General features: G+C 59.6%; 17 protein-coding genes. 6 read left to right on the top strand and 11 right to left on the bottom strand.

The window, feature by feature from the left end:
- Positions 1 to 101 precede the first annotated feature (101 nt).
- Positions 102 to 323: a hypothetical protein gene (locus LOC68_RS24420; RefSeq protein ID WP_230223730.1), complete on the top strand. Its 222-nt coding sequence runs from the start codon at positions 102 to 104 to the stop codon at positions 321 to 323.
- Between the two features lie 123 nt (positions 324 to 446).
- On the opposite strand, the gene LOC68_RS24415 is transcribed toward LOC68_RS24420, so the two are convergent.
- From LOC68_RS24415 to LOC68_RS24405, 3 genes are read right to left on the bottom strand one after another with little or no spacing between them, the layout of a single operon-like run.
- Positions 447 to 1529, bottom strand: coding sequence for an Mrp/NBP35 family ATP-binding protein (locus LOC68_RS24415; protein WP_230223728.1), 1083 nt, complete (start codon positions 1527 to 1529; stop codon positions 447 to 449).
- A gap of 26 nt (positions 1530 to 1555) precedes the next feature.
- Entirely contained in the window at positions 1556 to 2005 is a 450-nt protein-coding gene (locus LOC68_RS24410) for a hypothetical protein (RefSeq protein ID WP_230223726.1), read from the bottom strand.
- A gap of 57 nt (positions 2006 to 2062) precedes the next feature.
- Positions 2063 to 3379, bottom strand: coding sequence for a helix-turn-helix domain-containing protein (locus tag LOC68_RS24405; RefSeq protein ID WP_230223724.1), 1317 nt, complete (start codon positions 3377 to 3379; stop codon positions 2063 to 2065).
- Between the two features lie 183 nt (positions 3380 to 3562).
- Between LOC68_RS24405 and LOC68_RS24400 the strand changes: the two genes are divergently transcribed.
- On the top strand, positions 3563 to 4747 hold the full coding sequence (locus LOC68_RS24400) for a M20 family metallopeptidase (protein ID WP_230223716.1): 1185 nt from the start codon (positions 3563 to 3565) through the stop codon (positions 4745 to 4747).
- 98 nt (positions 4748 to 4845) lie between these two features.
- Here the strand turns inward: LOC68_RS24400 and LOC68_RS24395 are convergent, their stop codons facing one another.
- From LOC68_RS24395 to LOC68_RS24370, 6 genes are all read right to left on the bottom strand, one after another.
- Positions 4846 to 5169, bottom strand: a complete 324-nt coding sequence (locus LOC68_RS24395; protein WP_230223714.1) for a calmodulin-binding protein — start codon at positions 5167 to 5169, stop codon at positions 4846 to 4848.
- Between the two features lie 224 nt (positions 5170 to 5393).
- Positions 5394 to 6176, bottom strand: a complete 783-nt coding sequence (locus tag LOC68_RS24390) for an MBL fold metallo-hydrolase (protein WP_230223712.1) — start codon at positions 6174 to 6176, stop codon at positions 5394 to 5396.
- 147 nt (positions 6177 to 6323) lie between these two features.
- Positions 6324 to 6557 (bottom strand): hypothetical protein, encoded by a 234-nt coding sequence (locus LOC68_RS24385; protein ID WP_230223704.1) that lies wholly within the window; start codon positions 6555 to 6557, stop codon positions 6324 to 6326.
- 267 nt (positions 6558 to 6824) lie between these two features.
- Positions 6825 to 7709, bottom strand: a complete 885-nt coding sequence (locus tag LOC68_RS24380) for an NAD(P)H-hydrate dehydratase (protein WP_230223696.1) — start codon at positions 7707 to 7709, stop codon at positions 6825 to 6827.
- A 17-nt stretch (positions 7710 to 7726) separates the two neighbouring features.
- Positions 7727 to 8500 (bottom strand): nickel pincer cofactor biosynthesis protein LarB, encoded by a 774-nt coding sequence (gene larB, locus LOC68_RS24375; RefSeq protein ID WP_230223694.1) that lies wholly within the window; start codon positions 8498 to 8500, stop codon positions 7727 to 7729.
- A gap of 44 nt (positions 8501 to 8544) precedes the next feature.
- Positions 8545 to 9903: a DUF973 family protein gene (locus LOC68_RS24370; RefSeq protein WP_230223686.1), complete on the bottom strand. Its 1359-nt coding sequence runs from the start codon at positions 9901 to 9903 to the stop codon at positions 8545 to 8547.
- A 272-nt stretch (positions 9904 to 10175) separates the two neighbouring features.
- On the opposite strand from LOC68_RS24370, the gene LOC68_RS24365 reads away from it, so the two are divergent.
- The 3 genes from LOC68_RS24365 (at position 10176) to LOC68_RS24355 (ending at position 13105) form a co-directional block, all read left to right on the top strand.
- Positions 10176 to 11138: a bifunctional riboflavin kinase/FAD synthetase gene (locus tag LOC68_RS24365; RefSeq protein ID WP_230223685.1), complete on the top strand. Its 963-nt coding sequence runs from the start codon at positions 10176 to 10178 to the stop codon at positions 11136 to 11138.
- Positions 11139 to 11143: 5 nt separating this feature from the next.
- Positions 11144 to 12130 carry a DHH family phosphoesterase gene (locus tag LOC68_RS24360; RefSeq protein WP_230223683.1) on the top strand — a complete coding sequence of 329 codons (987 nt, stop codon included), beginning with the start codon at positions 11144 to 11146 and terminating at the stop codon, positions 12128 to 12130.
- Between the two features lie 267 nt (positions 12131 to 12397).
- Positions 12398 to 13105, top strand: coding sequence for a hypothetical protein (locus LOC68_RS24355; RefSeq protein ID WP_230223675.1), 708 nt, complete (start codon positions 12398 to 12400; stop codon positions 13103 to 13105).
- Positions 13106 to 13189: 84 nt separating this feature from the next.
- Here LOC68_RS24355 and trpD read toward each other — a convergent pair whose 3' ends face one another.
- Entirely contained in the window at positions 13190 to 14203 is a 1014-nt protein-coding gene (trpD, locus tag LOC68_RS24350) for an anthranilate phosphoribosyltransferase (protein ID WP_230223673.1), read from the bottom strand.
- A 199-nt stretch (positions 14204 to 14402) separates the two neighbouring features.
- On the opposite strand from trpD, the gene LOC68_RS24345 reads away from it, so the two are divergent.
- Positions 14403 to 15350 carry a nucleoside hydrolase gene (locus LOC68_RS24345; RefSeq protein WP_230223671.1) on the top strand — a complete coding sequence of 316 codons (948 nt, stop codon included), beginning with the start codon at positions 14403 to 14405 and terminating at the stop codon, positions 15348 to 15350.
- A gap of 110 nt (positions 15351 to 15460) precedes the next feature.
- Here the strand turns inward: LOC68_RS24345 and LOC68_RS24340 are convergent, their stop codons facing one another.
- On the bottom strand, positions 15461 to 16585 hold the full coding sequence (locus tag LOC68_RS24340; RefSeq protein ID WP_230223669.1) for a S1C family serine protease: 1125 nt from the start codon (positions 16583 to 16585) through the stop codon (positions 15461 to 15463).
- Positions 16586 to 16758 lie beyond the last annotated feature (173 nt).

Raw genomic sequence — 16758 nt, 5'->3', positions numbered from 1 at the left:
TTTTGTTTTGCCGAAGGCGCTTTTGTTCATTGCCGTTCTTCCATGGTAGGAAGTCGGATGAACGAATCACGCTGACGGCGCTAACGAACGGAGGACGTATCGTGGCCACCAAGAAGAAAGTTGCGAAGAAGGCCGTCAAGAAAGTGGCGAAGAAGTCGCCCAAGAAGAAGGTCGCCAAAAAGGTAACCAAGAAAAAGGTTGCCAAGAAGGCTTCGCCGAAGAAGACCGTTAAGAAAAAGGTCGCCAAGAAGAAGGTCGCGAAGAAAGCTTCGCCGAAGAAGACCGTGAAGAAGAAGAAGGTCGCCAAGAAGAAGACCACGTAGTCCTCGGACCACGCAGTCTCTCTGATTTGTCGATCGCTTGCTTTTCACAAGCGATACAACGAGAAAGAGCCGCCAAATGGCGGCTCTATCCTTTTCTTGTTCGCCTATCTTGCCTAACCGGCCTTACAAAACGGTCAACGTCGGCATCGGCGGGTTCGCGGCGGCGGTTTCGGCCAGGCCCCGCACCAGGTTTTGGCAGATCTTCTGAAAGTGGGGCGCTGTCAATTCGTCCTTCACCACCTGCGGCGCGGCGCCTTGATCTCCCTTCTCGCGGATCGAGATCGTAATCGGCACGTCTCCCAGGAAGGGGACGTTCATCTCTTCCGCTTTCTTCTTCGCCCCCCCTTTGCCAAAGATGTCCCACTCTTTGCCGGTGTCAGGGCAGATGAAGCCGCTCATGTTCTCGACGACTCCCAAGACCGGGATCTTCACCGTGTTGAACATCGCGATCGCTTTGACCGCATCCAAGAGCGCCACATCTTGCGGCGTGCAGACGACGACCGCCCCGGTCAGCGGCAGCAGTTGACTGAGGGTCAGCGCGATGTCGCCGGTACCGGGAGGCATGTCGATGATCAAATAATCGAGTTCGCCCCATGCGGTATCGCGCAAGAACTGCGTGATCGCGCCATGCAACATCGGACCGCGCCAAATGACGGCGCGATCGGGTTCGACCAGGAAGCCCATCGACATCACTTTGACGCCGTCACGCTCCATCGGCGCGATCTTCTTCTCGGCGATCAGTTCCGGACGTCCCGACAAACCGAGCAAGTGAGGGACGCTGGGACCATAGACGTCGGCGTCGAGCAAACCAACCTTTGCGCCGGCGTCTTTCAGCGCGAACGCGAGACTCGTCGCGACGGTGCTCTTGCCGACGCCCCCCTTCCCTGACCCAACGGCGATCACGCTGCGTACGGTCAAACCAACCTGGCCGATCGCTTCAATCTTGCTCTTGTACTCGGCGAGATTGACTTGGATCTCTTTCAGGCTCGGCAACTCGGCCTTCAGCAAGTCGATCGCCTTTTGTTTCGTCTCTTCCCACAACGGCGCCGAGTGGGTCGTCAGTTCGAGCGTGAAGGTCAACGCGCCGTCGCGCAGATCAATCTCTTTGACTTGGTCGGTCTTGGTGACGGGGCGACCCGAGAGCGGATCGGTCAACTTCTCCAACGCGCGAATGACGTCGGCGACTTGCGGTTGCGAATCGGACATAGGAATGAACTCCAGCCTCTCTTCTATTATTCGGGAGGATCGGCCCACGGAAGCTTGCGCCAGATCGATTCGATCGGCGTTTCCGCAGGGAGATCCGGAAACATGGCCTGGCGACGTCGCACCAGCCGAACAAGTGGATCAAGACGCCAACGACCAACCTGCACCCAAGCGGCGCCTGCCTCGTAGGCGGCGGTCGCCAGGCTGCGATCCGCTTCCGTCAACAGCACCACCAAGCACATGTCAGGAAACTTGCGCTGCAGCTGTGCCGACGCTTCGAGCAAGCGGGCAAATCGCACGGCGTCGCAACCGTCCGGCGCCGCAACCGCCAAGATTGACGCGGGACTCTCGCGAAAATGAACGAGCCAACGCTCAGGGCTACGAGTTTCCCGAATGGGCAAATCGGCGGCCGCCTTTCGTAAGGCGACGGCCCAACGACCATCGGTCTCGTACAGCACGCATGTCGATCGTGGCGTCATTCGACTACTGGAAGTTATGGTAAGTTCGGGCGATTGGGATGACAACCGGACCGCCGGTCAGTCATCGGTCGGTTCTGCGGAATCGGTCGATTCCAGTCGGCGATGAAGTCGTGCTCGGGAGACCCCCAGCAGCTCAGCCGCCTTCGATTTGTTCCCTTTGGTCTGCTCTAAGGCGCGGCGGATCAGCTCTTCTTCGACCTGAGCCAGAAACGCATCCAACTCGATCGGCTCGGCCGGCTTTGCGGCAAAACGCTTCGCTTCGAGCGCATGTCGGATTTTTTTCGGCAATTGATCGGCGTCGATCCAGACCGAGCTAGTCGCGGCCGCCGCTTCGGCGATCACGGCGGCCAGCTCATCAATGTTGCCAGGCCAGTCATAATCGAGTAGCGCGTCGGCCGCCGCTTCAGTCAGCCCGCGCAATTGCCTGGCCCCTTCCAGATTGAGCTGCTCAATCAGCGCCTGCGACAACAGCGGGATATCCTCCGGTCGATCGCAAAGGGGGGGAAGCGAGATTTCAATCGTGGAGAGTTGATAGGCGAGGTCTTCACGAAACTTTCCATGCTCGGCCCGCTCCAACAACGAATGCCGCGCGGTCGAGACGATTCGCAAATCCATGTCGATCAAACGGAGCAGATGGAACAACTCCGACTGCGCGTCGCCGGGCAACTGATCGGCGTCGAGCAGAATCAACGACGCGTTCGAAGCGTCATCCGCCTCTTCGCACCGCCGCACGAAGGAACGGACCGTGCTTTGAATCATTTCGGCGTCCATCAACTCGCTGCGGATCGAAATCACCGGCCCGCTTCCTTCGCCATGTCGCGCGTAACAAACGGTCCGCGCCGTATGCTCACGCCCGCTGCCGACCGGCCCGAAGATCACCACCGGTAACCGCGAGGTCGAGGACAAGGCGATTTGACGACGAACGCGCCGGATCGCCGCGCTCTCCCCCACAAGACGACTGGTCGAGAATCGCTGTCGCCAACTCCTTCGCCAAATGCGCAACTGATCATGGCGGCGATCGGCCTGACTCCCCTCCCCTGCCCCGGCTCGCGGATAGCAAATCGCGAGGGCGCCAAACGCGCCCCCCTCATATTGGAGCGGCGAAAATTGAACGCTGTACTGGCCGCTTTGCCCTTCGCCGGCCGGCAACGTCAGCGGAACTTCGGCTCGCCCCCCCGCAAAAACGTCCGGGGGCGGCGCCAGATCGGCCGCCAACTGGTCGCGAGGAGGCAACTGCCCCGCCGCGTGATAGCGACATTTCATGCCGAGCAATTCGTCCGCCTCTTCCCCAAGCGCAGCGCGACACGCGTCGTTGATGTAGGCCAACTGCTGGTTTTGATCGATCGCGTAGACTGGATACGCATGATCGTTCAAGATTTGCGCCAACAAACTGGCGGGTCGGGTACGTGGTCGCGCCATGAAAAAAAACCAGGTCCAAGGGTTCGCGTTACGTCCGCCATTATAGACGCGGCGGCGGCAACTCGGCTGGCCCTCTCTTGCCGCTTCGATATGATGAAGGCGCATGGTTTCCGGTCGATTTGTTCAAGAGAATCCCCCATGGCGTCTGACGTCGTCTCGCTACTGCAAGAATTGGTTCGCATCCCGAGCGTTAATCCGATGGGACGCGACGTTGCGGGAGAAATCTATTTCGAGGCGCGCCTGACCTCGTTTCTGCAGCAGTACGTCGCCGACTGGGGCTTTTTCTGTGAGCGGCAACACGTTTCTCCTCAGCGCGAAAACCTGCTGATCGCGACCGTCGACCTGGCGAAGTTGCCCCCGGACCGCCCGATTTTGATGCTCGAAGCGCACCAAGACACCGTTCCGGTCGACGGCATGTCGATCGATCCCTTCGCTGGCGAGATCAAAAACGGCCGCATCTACGGCCGCGGCTCGTGCGATATCAAAGGGGGGATGGCGGCGATGCTCATGGCGATCTCCAAATTTCGCGACTTACCGGCTGAGAAACGCCCTGCCGTCGTTTTGGCGCTCGCAGTGAACGAAGAGCATGGATTCTCCGGCGCCAAGCGGATCACTCGCTGCTGGAGCGAAGGGGAATCGAAACTGCTCACGCGACCGCCGGCGGCGGTGCTGGTTTCGGAGCCGACGCTGCTCGACGTCGTCGTCTCGCACAAAGGAGTCGCTCGCTGGAAGTGCCACGCCCAAGGAGTCGCCGCCCATAGCAGCAATCCGAAAATCGGCGCCAACGCGATCTACCGAATGTCGCGGATCGTGACGGCGCTCGAAAAGCACGCCGAGAACTTACCAGGCACGGTCGCGCCGCTGATCGGCGGTCCTACGCTCAGCGTCGGCATCATCAGCGGCGGGGTGAGCGTGAACACGGTCCCGGACCACTGCGTAATCGAGATTGATCGTCGCTTGGCGCCCGGCGACAATCCGCTCGAAGCGCAACAAGCGGCGATCGACTTCGTCGCGAAAGAGCTTGGCAATCCCGATTGGATCCAACATAATCCGCCGTTCATCATCTCGCCGGGCCTGGCGCCTTCGCATAATCAAGAGCTGGCCTCTTCCTTGCTTGAAACGCTCGCCAAGTGCGGCGTCAGCGCTAAGACGATCGGCGTGCCGTATGGAACCGATGGGGCGATCCTCAGCCAAGGAGACGTGCCGACTGTCGTATGCGGGCCGGGAGACATCGCCCAAGCTCATACGCATGACGAATGGCTGGCGATCGATCAACTCGAGAAGAGCGTGGAAGTCTACGAAGCGTACTGCCGGAAGTTTTAACCAGCTTGATCCGCACAGCGGACCCACGAGCGCACAAAAAAACGGACAGCCTTTTCGACCGTCCGTTTTTCGATTGTGCGAGTTGCGTCGAGCGTCGATTAAAAGACGTCGAGCTCGAAGTGGTGCCCGTTGTGGTACAAGCGATCGTTCGGGTAGTAGTTCTGCCAGCCCTTGTTGTAGACCGGGATTCGCATTTCGGCCGGATAGCGATAGTAGAGGCTGTCGCTGCTCTTGTAGTACTCTTCGCCGTAGAAGTTCTGCGGGTAGTAGACGTAGGGATAGTGATAGAAACGTTCCCAGTCATACGTGCCGTAGGTACCGCCCCAGACGCGACCGAAGGCGCGTTCTTGAGCTTCGACCGATTGGGTCGCCGATAGCAATGCTGTCGCGACAATAAGTCCCAAGACGATGCGCTTCAACATCGTTTCCCCCCAAAATCTATATATGCTTCCACGAAACCGTAGCGCGGCCGACGCTCGACGACGGTTCCGCTTGGAGTATGTTTCGGCAATCGGGTGCGCCGTCTTTTAACGAAAATCCGCTAGAACCGGCACAATACGACCGAATCACGAAGACGGCAACTTAGAGAATATGGGAGGTGGCGATGTCGGGTCCGCTGTGCGGCCCCGACAACTGGCTGGAAACCTTACTGAGGCCCCTTCCCTTCAATGATCTCGTCTTCCCATTCATCCATCAGCGGCCAGTCGACGGCGCAAGTGCCGAAATCGGCCATATGCTGATACATCTCGAGACGAGCGATCGTCTTATCGAGCAGCGCATTATCCTTCTTGAAGATCGGACCATGGCTGGGGAGAAGCCACTTCACGTCGCTTTCGCGAATTCGCTTCAGCGATTCAATGAAGGCCGGGATGTCGCTCCCGTGATGCGCGTCGATCGCGCCGACGCATCCGTCGCGATAGATGTTGTCGCCGGAGAAGAGCAAATCCCCCATCCGGAAACTGAGCTGGCTGTCGGTATGACCCGGCGTGTGCCAGACTTCCAACTTCAACTTGCCGACGGTGATGACGTCGCCGTCGTTGACCTGATGCTCGATCTGCACCGGAGGCATCTCGAGGTGGATGTTCTGTGCGGCGATTTCGGCGAAGGTGATCAGCGTGTCCCCTTGCTGCAGCGGTTCGACCGCCAGCGGATGAGACGTGACGGTCGTGCTGAGGGTCTGCTTCGCTTTGGCCAGACCCTGAATGTGATCGACGTCGGCGTGGGTTGCGATCAGCGTCTTGCAATGCGATAGCGGAAAATCAAGCTGGCGGACGAGCTCAATGATCTCATCCACGACATCCTCGTAGCCGATGTCGATCAAGATCCACTGATTCTCGTCGAAGATGAGATAAACGTTGCAGCCCAAGAGGTGGCCTGCCTGAAAGTTCATCTCAATGACATTTGGAAAAATCTCGCGCCGCGGCAGCATATCTGAGTCCTGACTATCGCCTCGAAAAGGTAAGAGTTCGATTTCCTCGATCTTACCTGGATCGACGCAAAAACGACAGTGACCGAGCGAGTCGCGGGGCTTTTCTCCCCTATTTGAGATAGGGTCGCAAGAGAATACCCCGCCCTGCTAGGGAAGCCGGTGGGTCAGCATCCGCGCCAGATCGCGGACGTGGATCGCCTCTGGTTGCTGGCCCATACGCTGCCAGATCAGATTGGCGTCTTCCCAATCCAACGAAAGATCATTTCGGTGAGCGAATTCGCAGATCGAACCGAGAGCGGCTCGTTCATTCTCCGCCGAAAAAGTCCAGATGTACGTTTCGCCGTCCTTTTCGTAGACGACTGCATTAACCGCTTGATTCATGGCGCCATGTCCTCCCTGGCGTGAAACCTGATTCGCCTCTGACTCTCTGACATTCAGGAAACATCAGCGGATCGGTCCAGCGAATGTTTCAACTTTGCCATCGCTTCATATCCTTGAAACGACTCGCACCAGAGCGGGAAAAACGGAGGGGAGCCCCCTCTGGGTCGCACTGAAAGAATACTCCCGGCATCTGGGCAATCCAAGCGCATTTTGCGTACGGCTTCCCACACGCGATGCGAAGCCAATCGTCAAGATAGGACCTGGCGTCTAGCGACGACGGCGATGTTGCTGAAATGCCGACTCTAAATAGTCCAGCAAATCCGATGCAATCAGCCCATCGCTACCAATCGCTTTGGCGGCGAGATCGCCTGCCAAACCATGTAGGTAAACGCCGAGTTGCGCGGCTTCGAATGCGGGAATCCCTTGCCCTAAAAGCGCTGCAATGACGCCGGTCAGCACGTCACCTGCGCCGGCAGTCGCCATGCCGGGATTGCCGGTTTCGTTGGAGTAAACGCGTTCTCCATCGGTCACCGTGGTACGATGCCCCTTTAACACCAAAACGACGCCGTTTCGTTTGGCCATATCGGCGGCGACGTCGGTCCAGCGTCCCTTCGGCAATTCGCGATCATGCGCCAAACGACGGAACTCGCCGGGATGCGGCGTCAACACGCGCGGTCCGCCCGGTCCGGCGAGCGGATTTTCGCGCGATCCGAGCGCGTTCAGCGCATCGGCGTCGACCACCATCGGCGTCGAAAGATCGCAATAGAGATCTTGGATCAAGAGATCCAAACCATGCGATCGCCCCAGTCCAGGACCAATCGCGACGACGTCAGAATTTTTCGCCGCTTTGGTGATTGCGTCGCGAGAATGCATCGGCAACAAGCCATGGCGATCTTCCGGCAGGGCCAGCGTCATGCAGGAAGGTTCGACCTGCGCGACGAGCGGTTGGACGCTCTTTGGAGACGCAATCGTCGTCAGTCCAGCGCCGCAGCGGAGCGAAGCGACGCCGGTCAGTGAGATCGAGCCTGACATGCCGGGCGATCCGCCGACCGCCAGAACACGACCGTAATCTCCCTTGTGGCTGTTCGTTTTGCGCTGTTGCAAGCGCGGCAAAGCGACGCCGCCTTCTTCTTTGCGGTGAGTCCGTTCCATCCTTGAATTCCTTTGCGTTAACGACGCCGACGCGTCGCGATGATTCCTGCGTTGTAGGCGGCTCGAAATCCGGCGTCGATGTTTACTACCGTGACGTTCGAGGCGCAACTGTTCAGCATCCCGAGAAGAGCCGCGACTCCGCCGAAACTAGCGCCGTAGCCGACGCTGGTGGGAGTCGCAATCACGGGACAAGCGAGATAGCCGCCGACTACGCTCGGAAGCGCACCTTCCATGCCGGCGACCACGATGACGGCGTCGCAATCGGCGAATTCACCGATCCGTTCCGGTAGACGATGCGGGCCCGCCACGCCGACGTCATGGATCGTCGTCACATCGACGTTCATCCACAACAACGTTTCGCGCGCCTCTTCCGCAACCGGCAAATCGCTGGAGCCGGCCGTGATCAGACCGACTTTCCCCTTCGACTTTTCCTTCGCATGTCCAAGCCGTACGGTTCGCCCGACCGGGTTGTAATGAGCGTCCGCAAACTCCGCAGCGACGACCGCTCCCTTCTCCGCGTCAACGCGCGTCGCCAAGCACGATTGCCCAGCGGCTCGTTGACGCTGAAAGATCTCGATGATCGTTTCGGCCGTTTTGCCTTCGCCGTAGACGACCTCCGGAAATCCGCATCGCGCAGAGCGGTCGAGGTCAAGCGAAGCGCCGGCCAACTTCGCCGTTTTGACAGCCGGCTCCGGCGTCGCCAATTGGGCGACTTGGTCGATAAATTCGGGAAGCGAAACGCGTCCAGCACGGAGCGATTTCGCCAGTTTTTCCATTTCGCTGCGGTTCATGGCCAACATAATACCGCAGAGAGGGTTCCGCGTTGAGGGCGGTATCAGACGACGCCTGGCTTCTCGGGCGTTTCACCAACGTCCTGCGAGCATTCCCACCCCAGTTTTCCGAGCCAAATGGCGTAAAACAGGAGGTACCCGGTCGTCAAAACCCCGGCCGGCAGGACGATATATTTCACGTATTCATACTCTTCGCCGGAAAAATAATAGGCGATTCCACCCAGAACCAGGATGACCGCCAGGACGGCGCCGGTCACGATGTAGAACAAAATCCATTTGTGAAGTTTGCGTCCGACCGCCGCCAAAATCGACGCACTGAATGGGATCAGCGGCGTCCCGGAATCGAGCAGCGAGAGATAGAAATAAGGAAACAGCAAGAAGCTAAGCCCCCCCACCGGAACGCCCAGATAGGGACTGACCAGCGCACTGACCAGACCGGCCGGCAGGATCGCCAGCATCAGCGCGATGACAAAGAAGATCGTTTCCATGATCCGCTCGAACGCCGGCGTCTCTGGCCATTCCAAATTCGCTACGCCGCTGGCGATCGACGTCGAGATATTCATAAACGCCGAAGCGAGAAAAACCATCACGATCGCGCCGACGACGACCGTCAGCGCCGACAACACGAAGCTATTGAAGTAAGCTCCAAAGCCGCTGACTCCCACTTTCGCGCCGGAGCCCATGATGACCGCATTGATCGCCATGTACTGCACGACCGCCATCCCAAGCGACGTGACGATCCACCGCGACAGAAATTGCACGTCGGCGAAAAATTTGAAGTCGGTCGCAATCGCTTCCGCAGAGAGGGAAATCGGGTAACGGACGCGCGTCGACCGCGGATCGTAATCCTCCGGCGTCAAACTCTCTCGTTTCTTTTCGGGATGCGGCTCGTCGTCATGCGCGGCAAGTGCGCGATCTTCGGCCATTTTCTGATACGGTTTGTCCGACAGATTATGTCGCTCGCGTTCTTCTTTCGATCGGCGTTCCGCCTCTTGAAAGTAGCGAGCCGCCATCTCTTTGGCCGCCGTATCGTCGTGAACCGAATCCTTCAGCGAGTAGCCGTCGTCGTCCGCCAAGTCCGTCTTCGGTTTAGGCGGCAACTTTTTGGCCGACAACTTGGCGACGAACGCCGTTTCGCAATCGGGACACATCACCCGCTTGCCCAAGTCGGTCGCTTGAACGGTGACGCGCGTGTTGCAGAGAGGGCAGACGACCGCTTCGGTCGCTTCTTTATCGCGTCCGCCCGATCGAATCACGCCGACCGCGTCGGGCTGCGGAACGCGCATCGCATGTTCGCAGTGGGGACATGTAAACGAATCCCCCGCGGCCGATGCGGACGCTTGCAGTTGTGCATTGCAGGATTTACAGGCGAATTTCAGGATTTCCATAACTAGTCTCGACATCGCGCCATCTAGTGCCGAATCAGAGAGGTCCGCTCTACCATATCGAGCCAGCCCGGTTACTCAAGTCTACCGCCCAAGGGAGTACGCGGCGAAGCGCCCCTGGCGCTTCAATCTTAAACCGATTGACGCATTTACGACTGTTTTTCGCCCGAAAGTGCGCCATATTTCGCAGAAACGTCCCAGGAATGTGCGATGTCGCTTGTCGGAAGCCGTAAGACGTACAAAAATAAGTAGTTTCGGCTACCAACCCCTATTTCCAACCAGGAAATCGCGTGCGACTGTTGCACGATTTAGAGCACGTTCCCCCAGAGATTCTCGGGGGCGCGCTCGCCATCGGAAACTTTGACGGCGTCCATCTCGGACATGCCCGGATCGTGGAAGCGATCCGTCGGCAAGCGCGCGCCGTGCATGGTCCGACCATCGTCTTCACGTTCGACCCGCACCCGGTCCGGTTGCTCCGTCCCGAGCAAACTCCGCCGCCGCTGACCTGGACGCGCCGCAAAGCGCAGCTTCTGGCGCAACTGGGGGTCGATGCGATGATCGCCTATCCGACCGACATGGCTCTTTTGGAGCTCTCGGCCGAAGATTTCTTTCAGCAGATCGTCGTCGACAAGCTGCAAGCCAAAGCGATGGTCGAAGGGCCGAACTTTTATTTCGGTCGAGACCGCCGCGGCGATACAAAATTGCTGGGAGAGCTTTGCGAGCAGCACTCGCTGACGCTCGAAATCGTGCACCCGCTCCAGCTCCCCAGCGACGCCGAAATCATTTCGAGCAGTCGCGTCCGCCAGTCGATTGCCGGCGGCGATGTCGAAACCGCGCGTCGCATGCTGACCGAACCGTATCGCCTGCGCGGCATGGTGACGCATGGCGCCGGCCGCGGCAACACGCTCGGTTTCGCCACGGCGAACCTGGAAGCGATCGACACCATCGTTCCCGCACATGGCGTCTACGCCGGCTATGTCGTTCGCCAGGAACTGACGCACGCCGCCGCGATCCATATCGGCCCCAATCCAACTTTTGGCGAAGGACACCCCAAGGTCGAAGCTCATCTGATAGATTTTGCTGGTTCGCTGTATGGCGAACCGTTGGAGTTGGCCTTTCTGGCGCGGCTGCGGGACGTGCGCGCCTTTAGCGATCCGCAGCAGTTGACCAGCCAGATTCATCAAGACGTCGAAGCGGTAAAACTCGCTTACAGCGATTGGCTGACGACGCGCGTCGCCGGAGAAACGAGATAAACGCCATGAACATCGACTGGAAAAAACTGGCCGACGCCATCGCGCCGTATCAGCGGTTCCTGCTGACCAGCCACGTTCGTCCTGACTGCGACGCGCTCGGCAGCGAACTCGCCATGGCCGCACTGCTGCGGCAGATGGGGAAAGAAGCGACGATCGTCAACGCTTCCGAAACCCCGCCGCATCTCGGCTTCATCGATCCAACCGGCGAGGTCCGGGTCCTCGGTCGCGACGTCACGGCCGCGGCGTTAGTCGGCACGTTCGACGCATTGATGGTGGTCGATACCGGCGCTTGGATTCAGTTGGCTGAGATGGGGGAAGTGCTGAAAGCGTTCGCTGGTCCGAAGTTCGTTCTCGATCATCATGTCAGCGAAGACGATCTCGGCGCCCAAGTCTTCAAAGACTCAACCGCCGAAGCGACCGGACGCTTGGTCTACGAAGCGGCTCAGGCGTGGGGACTTTCGCTCGATCCGCAAACCGCTTCGCAGTTGTTCACGGCGATCGCCACCGATACCGGCTGGTTTCGCTTTAGCTCGGTTACCAGCGGAACCTATCGCGCCATCGCCGGGCTGGTCGATGCAGACGCTTCGCCGGCGGCCGTTTACGCCGACTTGTACGAACGAGACCGGTTGGCTCGCGTGTTGTTGCGGGGGCGAATCTTGTCGAAGGTAGTCGTCACCGATTGCGGTCGACTCGCCTATAGCACCGCCGTGCTGGAAGACTTTGAAGCGACTGGTTCAACCACGAGCGATACCGAAGATGCGATCAACATGATGCTCGTCATCCAAGGGGTGCAAGCGGCGGTTCTCTTTATCGAATTACCTGACGGCGGCGTGAAAGCCAGCTTCCGTAGCCGATCTTCGCTCGACGTCTCGCAAGTTGCCGGCAAGTTTGGGGGCGGCGGTCACAAAGCGGCGGCCGGCGCTACCATCTCGAAGTCGCTGAAAGAAGCGATGTCCGCGGTTCTGCCAGCGATGGAAAAAGGATTGCAGTAGTCAGCCGTGTGCCACTGCTGGCTTGCCCAGCAGTGTGTAGCGGGTAAAAGGTTCGCACTGCTGGACAAGCCAGCAGTGGCACGCCAACACCTATATCGAACGACCTCGCTAGCAACGCCGTCGCCCGGCAGGTTCGCTTTGCCGGAGAAACCGGCAGAATCGTTCAGGTCGAGCCGCTCCGCTAGCCGATTCAAGAGAAGACGCCAACCATGGCGCGGCTGGCGATTGCTAGCCATCCTTCGATCTCTCCTGCGAATCCGGCTCCCCATGTGGTGCGAACACTGCCGCCAAGACGTTCCTGCAATCGCTGCTGCGGAAGATGCGCGCATCATCTGCGGGCGATGTCAGAACACGTTGGAAGCGAAGCCGGAAGAGCCCCCTTCCCTGCGGATCGATACGCTCCGCTTGCAGGAAGATTTGCAGACGATTGATCGAATCGTCGCGATGATGGGACGAGACGCCGCGCCGGACAAGATGCTGACGCCCCCCTCACCTTCCCCGCTCCGCGAATCGGCCCCGCCACGTCCGCCTGCGACGCCTGCGACGCCGAAAAAGAAGATCCACGGGCCGCAGACGCCGATCTTTTCGTGGCTGGCGACCTCGCTCGGCTCGATCATGATGGTCTGCGGACTGGTGTTGCTCGGCTGGGCGCTGTTTGAACCACGTCCGATTCTGACCATCGTCGGTCAACCGCTCACGGCGCTGGGACTTGCCGCGATGCTGGTCGGCGTCGTCTTCCAGCTCGACAGCGTCATGCAATACAACCGCCGCCTGCATCGACATGTGCAACTGGTGGAAGAAGAATTGCACGACCTGCAAGCGACGACGCGTCTGGCCAACACCACGCACGCATCCCCCAGCCAAAACTTCTACTTGCACATGGCCGAAGGCGCCAGCCCGCACGTCCTGCTCGCCGACGTGAAAGGGCAACTAGATCTGTTAGCCACGCAAATGGCCAACCAGCGCCAACGCTAGTCGCGCTATTGGTAGCCCGAAGCGCCAGCGAGGGAAATGCGTCGCCACGCCAGCGCCGGTCGGACGATCTCCAACGCCGGCGATTTACGCCGTGTGCGATAACGACGCCAACTGCTCCAACTTCGCTTGCGCCGCGCCGCTGTCGATCGCTTCCGCCGCCATCGCGGCCGCTTCGTTGGGGCTGGCCGCTTTCTCGGCGGTCCAAATTGCGGCGGCGGCGTTCAAGACGACGATGTCGCGCGACGGGCATTTTTCTTTGGTCAGAACGCGACGAATCATCGCGGCGCTTTCTTCGGGATTGCTCACCTGCATCGATTCGAGTCCCGCGACCGCGAGGCCAAAATCAGTCGGGCTCCAATCCCATTTCTGCAGCTCACCGCCGGCCGCCATCGTCGCATGCGTCTTGCCGGTCAGCGTCACTTCATCCAAACCATCTTCGCCGGTGACGAGCACCGCGCGACGAACGCCCAACTTCAAAACCGCAGCCGCCATCAAATCGCGCATGCCAGGGCGACCAACGCCGAGCAACTGATACTGCGCCTTGGCCGGATTACAAAGCGGCCCCAGCAGATTGAATATCGTCGGCACGCCTAGGCTCTTGCGAACGGCCGAGACGTGTCGCATCGACTGATGCGCCAGCGGTGCGAAACAAAAGCAGATGCCGATCTCGTTCAAGCAACGTTCGATTTGAGGAACGGTCGCTTCGATGTTCACGCCCAGCTGCGCAAGGACGTCGGCGCTCCCCGTCTTGCTGGTGACGCTCCGATTGCCGTGCTTGGCGACCGGAACTCCGGCCGCAGCGGTCACAATGGCCGCGGCGGTGCTGATATTGAACGTGCCGCTTCCATCGCCCCCGGTGCCGCAGGTGTCGATCACGTCGGTCCGGTCGGTGCGGATCGCCGCCATGTTCCGCCGCATCGCGATCGCGGCGCCAGCCAACTCGTCGACGGCCGGTCCCTTGGCGTTAATCCCGGTCAGCAGCCGAGCGATCTGCTCATCCGGCCAGGCGCCATGCATGATCTCGTCGATCGCCCCGGACATTTCGTCCAGCGTCAGATCTTGGCCCGCTTCTAGTTTTTCCCAGATGGCGTCGTTCACAATTCGTTTCCTAGACAAACAATCGGTTGCCGCTGATTTTACCGAGTCGTCGGCTCCGCTCCCACCCGCGTTCGACTCCACCTCTCGGCGGCCTTTTGCTATAAATAGGGAGGGCAAGCCTCAACCGTAGCAGGACAAGATCGTCTTGCGAGGCAATTCACGACATAACCACCGCTGCGAGCGAGGTCGAAGATCGACTATGGCCAGGAAGGTTATCATTGACTGCGATCCGGGAATCGACGACGCCGTCGCCCTGATGGTCGCGCTTTTCCATTCCGATTTGGATGTTGTGGCGGTTACGTCGACCGCGGGCAACGTTCCCGCCGATCAGGCGGGCCGCAATTTGCAGGGTCTGATCGAACGGCTCGATCCGCCGCGTCGACCGCGAATTGGGGTCGGATCGGGGCCCAACTCCGCTCCTCCAGTCGATGGAACCGACCTCAACGGCGCCGACGGCCTGGCGAATCTGCAGTTGGTCGTCTCTTCGCTCCATCAACGACATCCGGCCGAAAAGCTGATCTGCGACGAGATTCGAGCCGCGCCCGAGGAAGTGACCCTCGTCGCCCTGGGCCCGATGACCAACATTGCTCGGGCGCTGCAGCGCGACCCGATGATCGCCGCCCAGATCGGCCGCATCGTCATCATGGGGGGCGCGATCAACTGCATCGGCAACGTCACCCCGGCCGCCGAGTTCAATTTTCACTTTGACGCGATGGCGGCCCGGACCGTTTTCAAGTCGCGGACGACCAAGACGCTGATTCCGCTCGACGTGACGCGTCAGGCGGCGTTCGGTCTCGATCTGCTCGATCAATTGCCGAACATCGAATCGTCCCCCGCTTCGCAGCTGCTGCACCAATTGCTCCCGTTCGTTTACCGGAGCCATCGGCAAGAGCTGGGGATCGAAGGGATCTATCTGCACGACGCAATCGCGGTGGCGGCGGTGCTGCATCCCGAGCTGTTCGAGATGGAAGAAATGGCCGGCGACGTCGAAACCTCAGGCGAGATCACCCTGGGCGCCACGATCTTTGATCGCCGCGAACATCGCAGCTGGGCGACCAACATGGAAGTGGCGACCAAGATCAACGTACCGCGCGTGCAGGACTGCGTCGTCCAAGGATTGCGCGCCGCGATTCGAGGCGCGCTGTAGAAAAAACCCAAGTGTGCCACTGCTGGCTTGTCCAGCAGTGCGAACTTGGTACCCACTACCCACTGCTGGACAAGCCAGCAGTGGCACACGAAGCGGCAACCATGCGGCGATTACTTCACCGACGCGTCGCGGACCGCCAGTTCCAGTTCGACGACCATTAGCTTTCCTTCGCGGTAAAGATCGACCGGCAACTTGACGTGCAGCGGCGATAGGCTGACGACATTCACCAGGTGCGAATCGTCTTCGATATCCTGGTTGTTGAAACGGACGATGACGTCGCCGACCAAAATGCCGGCCGCATCGGCAGGCGAATCTTCGGTTACGCCGTTAACGCGGGTTCCCTTCGCCATCGGCAATCCGAGCTTCTCCGCCGCTTTGCTGTCGTACTGCGAATCGAGGACGACTCCCAGAAAGGCGCGAGAAACCTTGCCGTCGTCAATCATCTGACAAGCGATGTTGAGCGCCGAGTTAATCGGAATCGTAAACCCGATGCCGTCGTTGCCGCCCGAGTTGCTGGCGATCGCCGTATTGATGCCGATCACTTCGCCGCGCATGTTCAACAGCGGACCGCCGCTATTGCCGGGATTGATCGCGGCGTCGGTTTGCATGAAGTTCTGGAACTTCAAACCTTGGCGTCCCAACTGCAGATCCCGGCGCCCTTTGGCGCTGATGATGCCATAGGTGACCGATTGGCTGAGCCCGAAGGGACTGCCGACGGCCAAGACGAACTCGCCGATCTCCACCGCCGAGCTGTCGGCGACTTGGGCCGGGATCAGTCGTTCCGCTTCAACCGCCATCACGGCGACGTCGGTTTCGCGGTCGGTCCAGACTTGCGTCGGTCGCAAGATGCGGCCGTCGTCGAGATGAATCTTGATGTCTTGATTGGCGGCCTGACTGATGACGTGGCGATTGGTCAGCACGTAATCTTTGTCATGGTGATGAATGATCACGCCCGAGCCGGCTTCGTCGACAATGCTGCCGCCGTAAGCGAGCGACTCCCCTTCCTTCTTCCGCGCTTCGATATGCACGACCGAAGGACGTACGTAGCGACATACCTTCTTGAGTAGGTTGCCGTGGACTTCGATCGCAGCGACTTCGCTCAAGATGTCCTGGCGAAGCTGTTCGCGCGGCGAAGGAACCGGCTGCTCTTGGGCGAAAGCCGGGCTAACTAGCCCACCGCATAACAGCAACAACGCGAGTACCGCGAGTCGATTTCCGGATTTGCGTGCGTTCATGTCTGCCGTCCTACGCCCAGTACCGCTGAAAACAGAGTATCCTCGTCGAATTCTAGGCTGTACTCAGGTGAACGCAAGTCTTTCATAAACTGCGATTTCGACGTAAAGCCAATCAGCGCATAGAAAAAGGCGGTCCGCCGCAGTGGGCGTCCGCCTTTTCGTTGATCGGGAAA

This window comes from Blastopirellula sediminis (assembly GCF_020966755.1).
In the GTDB taxonomy this organism is placed as follows: Bacteria; Planctomycetota; Planctomycetia; order Pirellulales; family Pirellulaceae; genus Blastopirellula; species Blastopirellula sediminis.
Note: the sequence above shows the minus strand (reverse complement) of the source record. Positions and strands in the feature narration are given on the sequence as shown.

Excerpts from the sequence above, each read along its gene's own strand:
- LOC68_RS24345 (WP_230223671.1), top strand. The coding sequence starts at position 14,403 with ATGGCCAGGAAGGTTATCATTGACTGCGATCCGGGAATCGACGACGCC.
- LOC68_RS24360 (WP_230223683.1), top strand. The coding sequence starts at position 11,144 with ATGAACATCGACTGGAAAAAACTGGCCGACGCCATCGCGCCGTATCAG.
- LOC68_RS24385 (WP_230223704.1), bottom strand. The coding sequence starts at position 6,557 with ATGAATCAAGCGGTTAATGCAGTCGTCTACGAAAAGGACGGCGAAACG.
- LOC68_RS24340 (WP_230223669.1), bottom strand. The coding sequence starts at position 16,585 with ATGAACGCACGCAAATCCGGAAATCGACTCGCGGTACTCGCGTTGTTG.
- LOC68_RS24380 (WP_230223696.1), bottom strand. The coding sequence starts at position 7,709 with ATGGAACGGACTCACCGCAAAGAAGAAGGCGGCGTCGCTTTGCCGCGC.
- larB (WP_230223694.1), bottom strand. The coding sequence starts at position 8,500 with ATGAACCGCAGCGAAATGGAAAAACTGGCGAAATCGCTCCGTGCTGGA.
- LOC68_RS24400 (WP_230223716.1), top strand. The coding sequence starts at position 3,563 with ATGGCGTCTGACGTCGTCTCGCTACTGCAAGAATTGGTTCGCATCCCG.
- LOC68_RS24355 (WP_230223675.1), top strand. The coding sequence starts at position 12,398 with ATGTGGTGCGAACACTGCCGCCAAGACGTTCCTGCAATCGCTGCTGCG.
- LOC68_RS24370 (WP_230223686.1), bottom strand. The coding sequence starts at position 9,903 with ATGTCGAGACTAGTTATGGAAATCCTGAAATTCGCCTGTAAATCCTGC.
- LOC68_RS24395 (WP_230223714.1), bottom strand. The coding sequence starts at position 5,169 with ATGTTGAAGCGCATCGTCTTGGGACTTATTGTCGCGACAGCATTGCTA.
- LOC68_RS24415 (WP_230223728.1), bottom strand. The coding sequence starts at position 1,529 with ATGTCCGATTCGCAACCGCAAGTCGCCGACGTCATTCGCGCGTTGGAG.
- LOC68_RS24410 (WP_230223726.1), bottom strand. The coding sequence starts at position 2,005 with ATGACGCCACGATCGACATGCGTGCTGTACGAGACCGATGGTCGTTGG.
- LOC68_RS24390 (WP_230223712.1), bottom strand. The coding sequence starts at position 6,176 with ATGCTGCCGCGGCGCGAGATTTTTCCAAATGTCATTGAGATGAACTTT.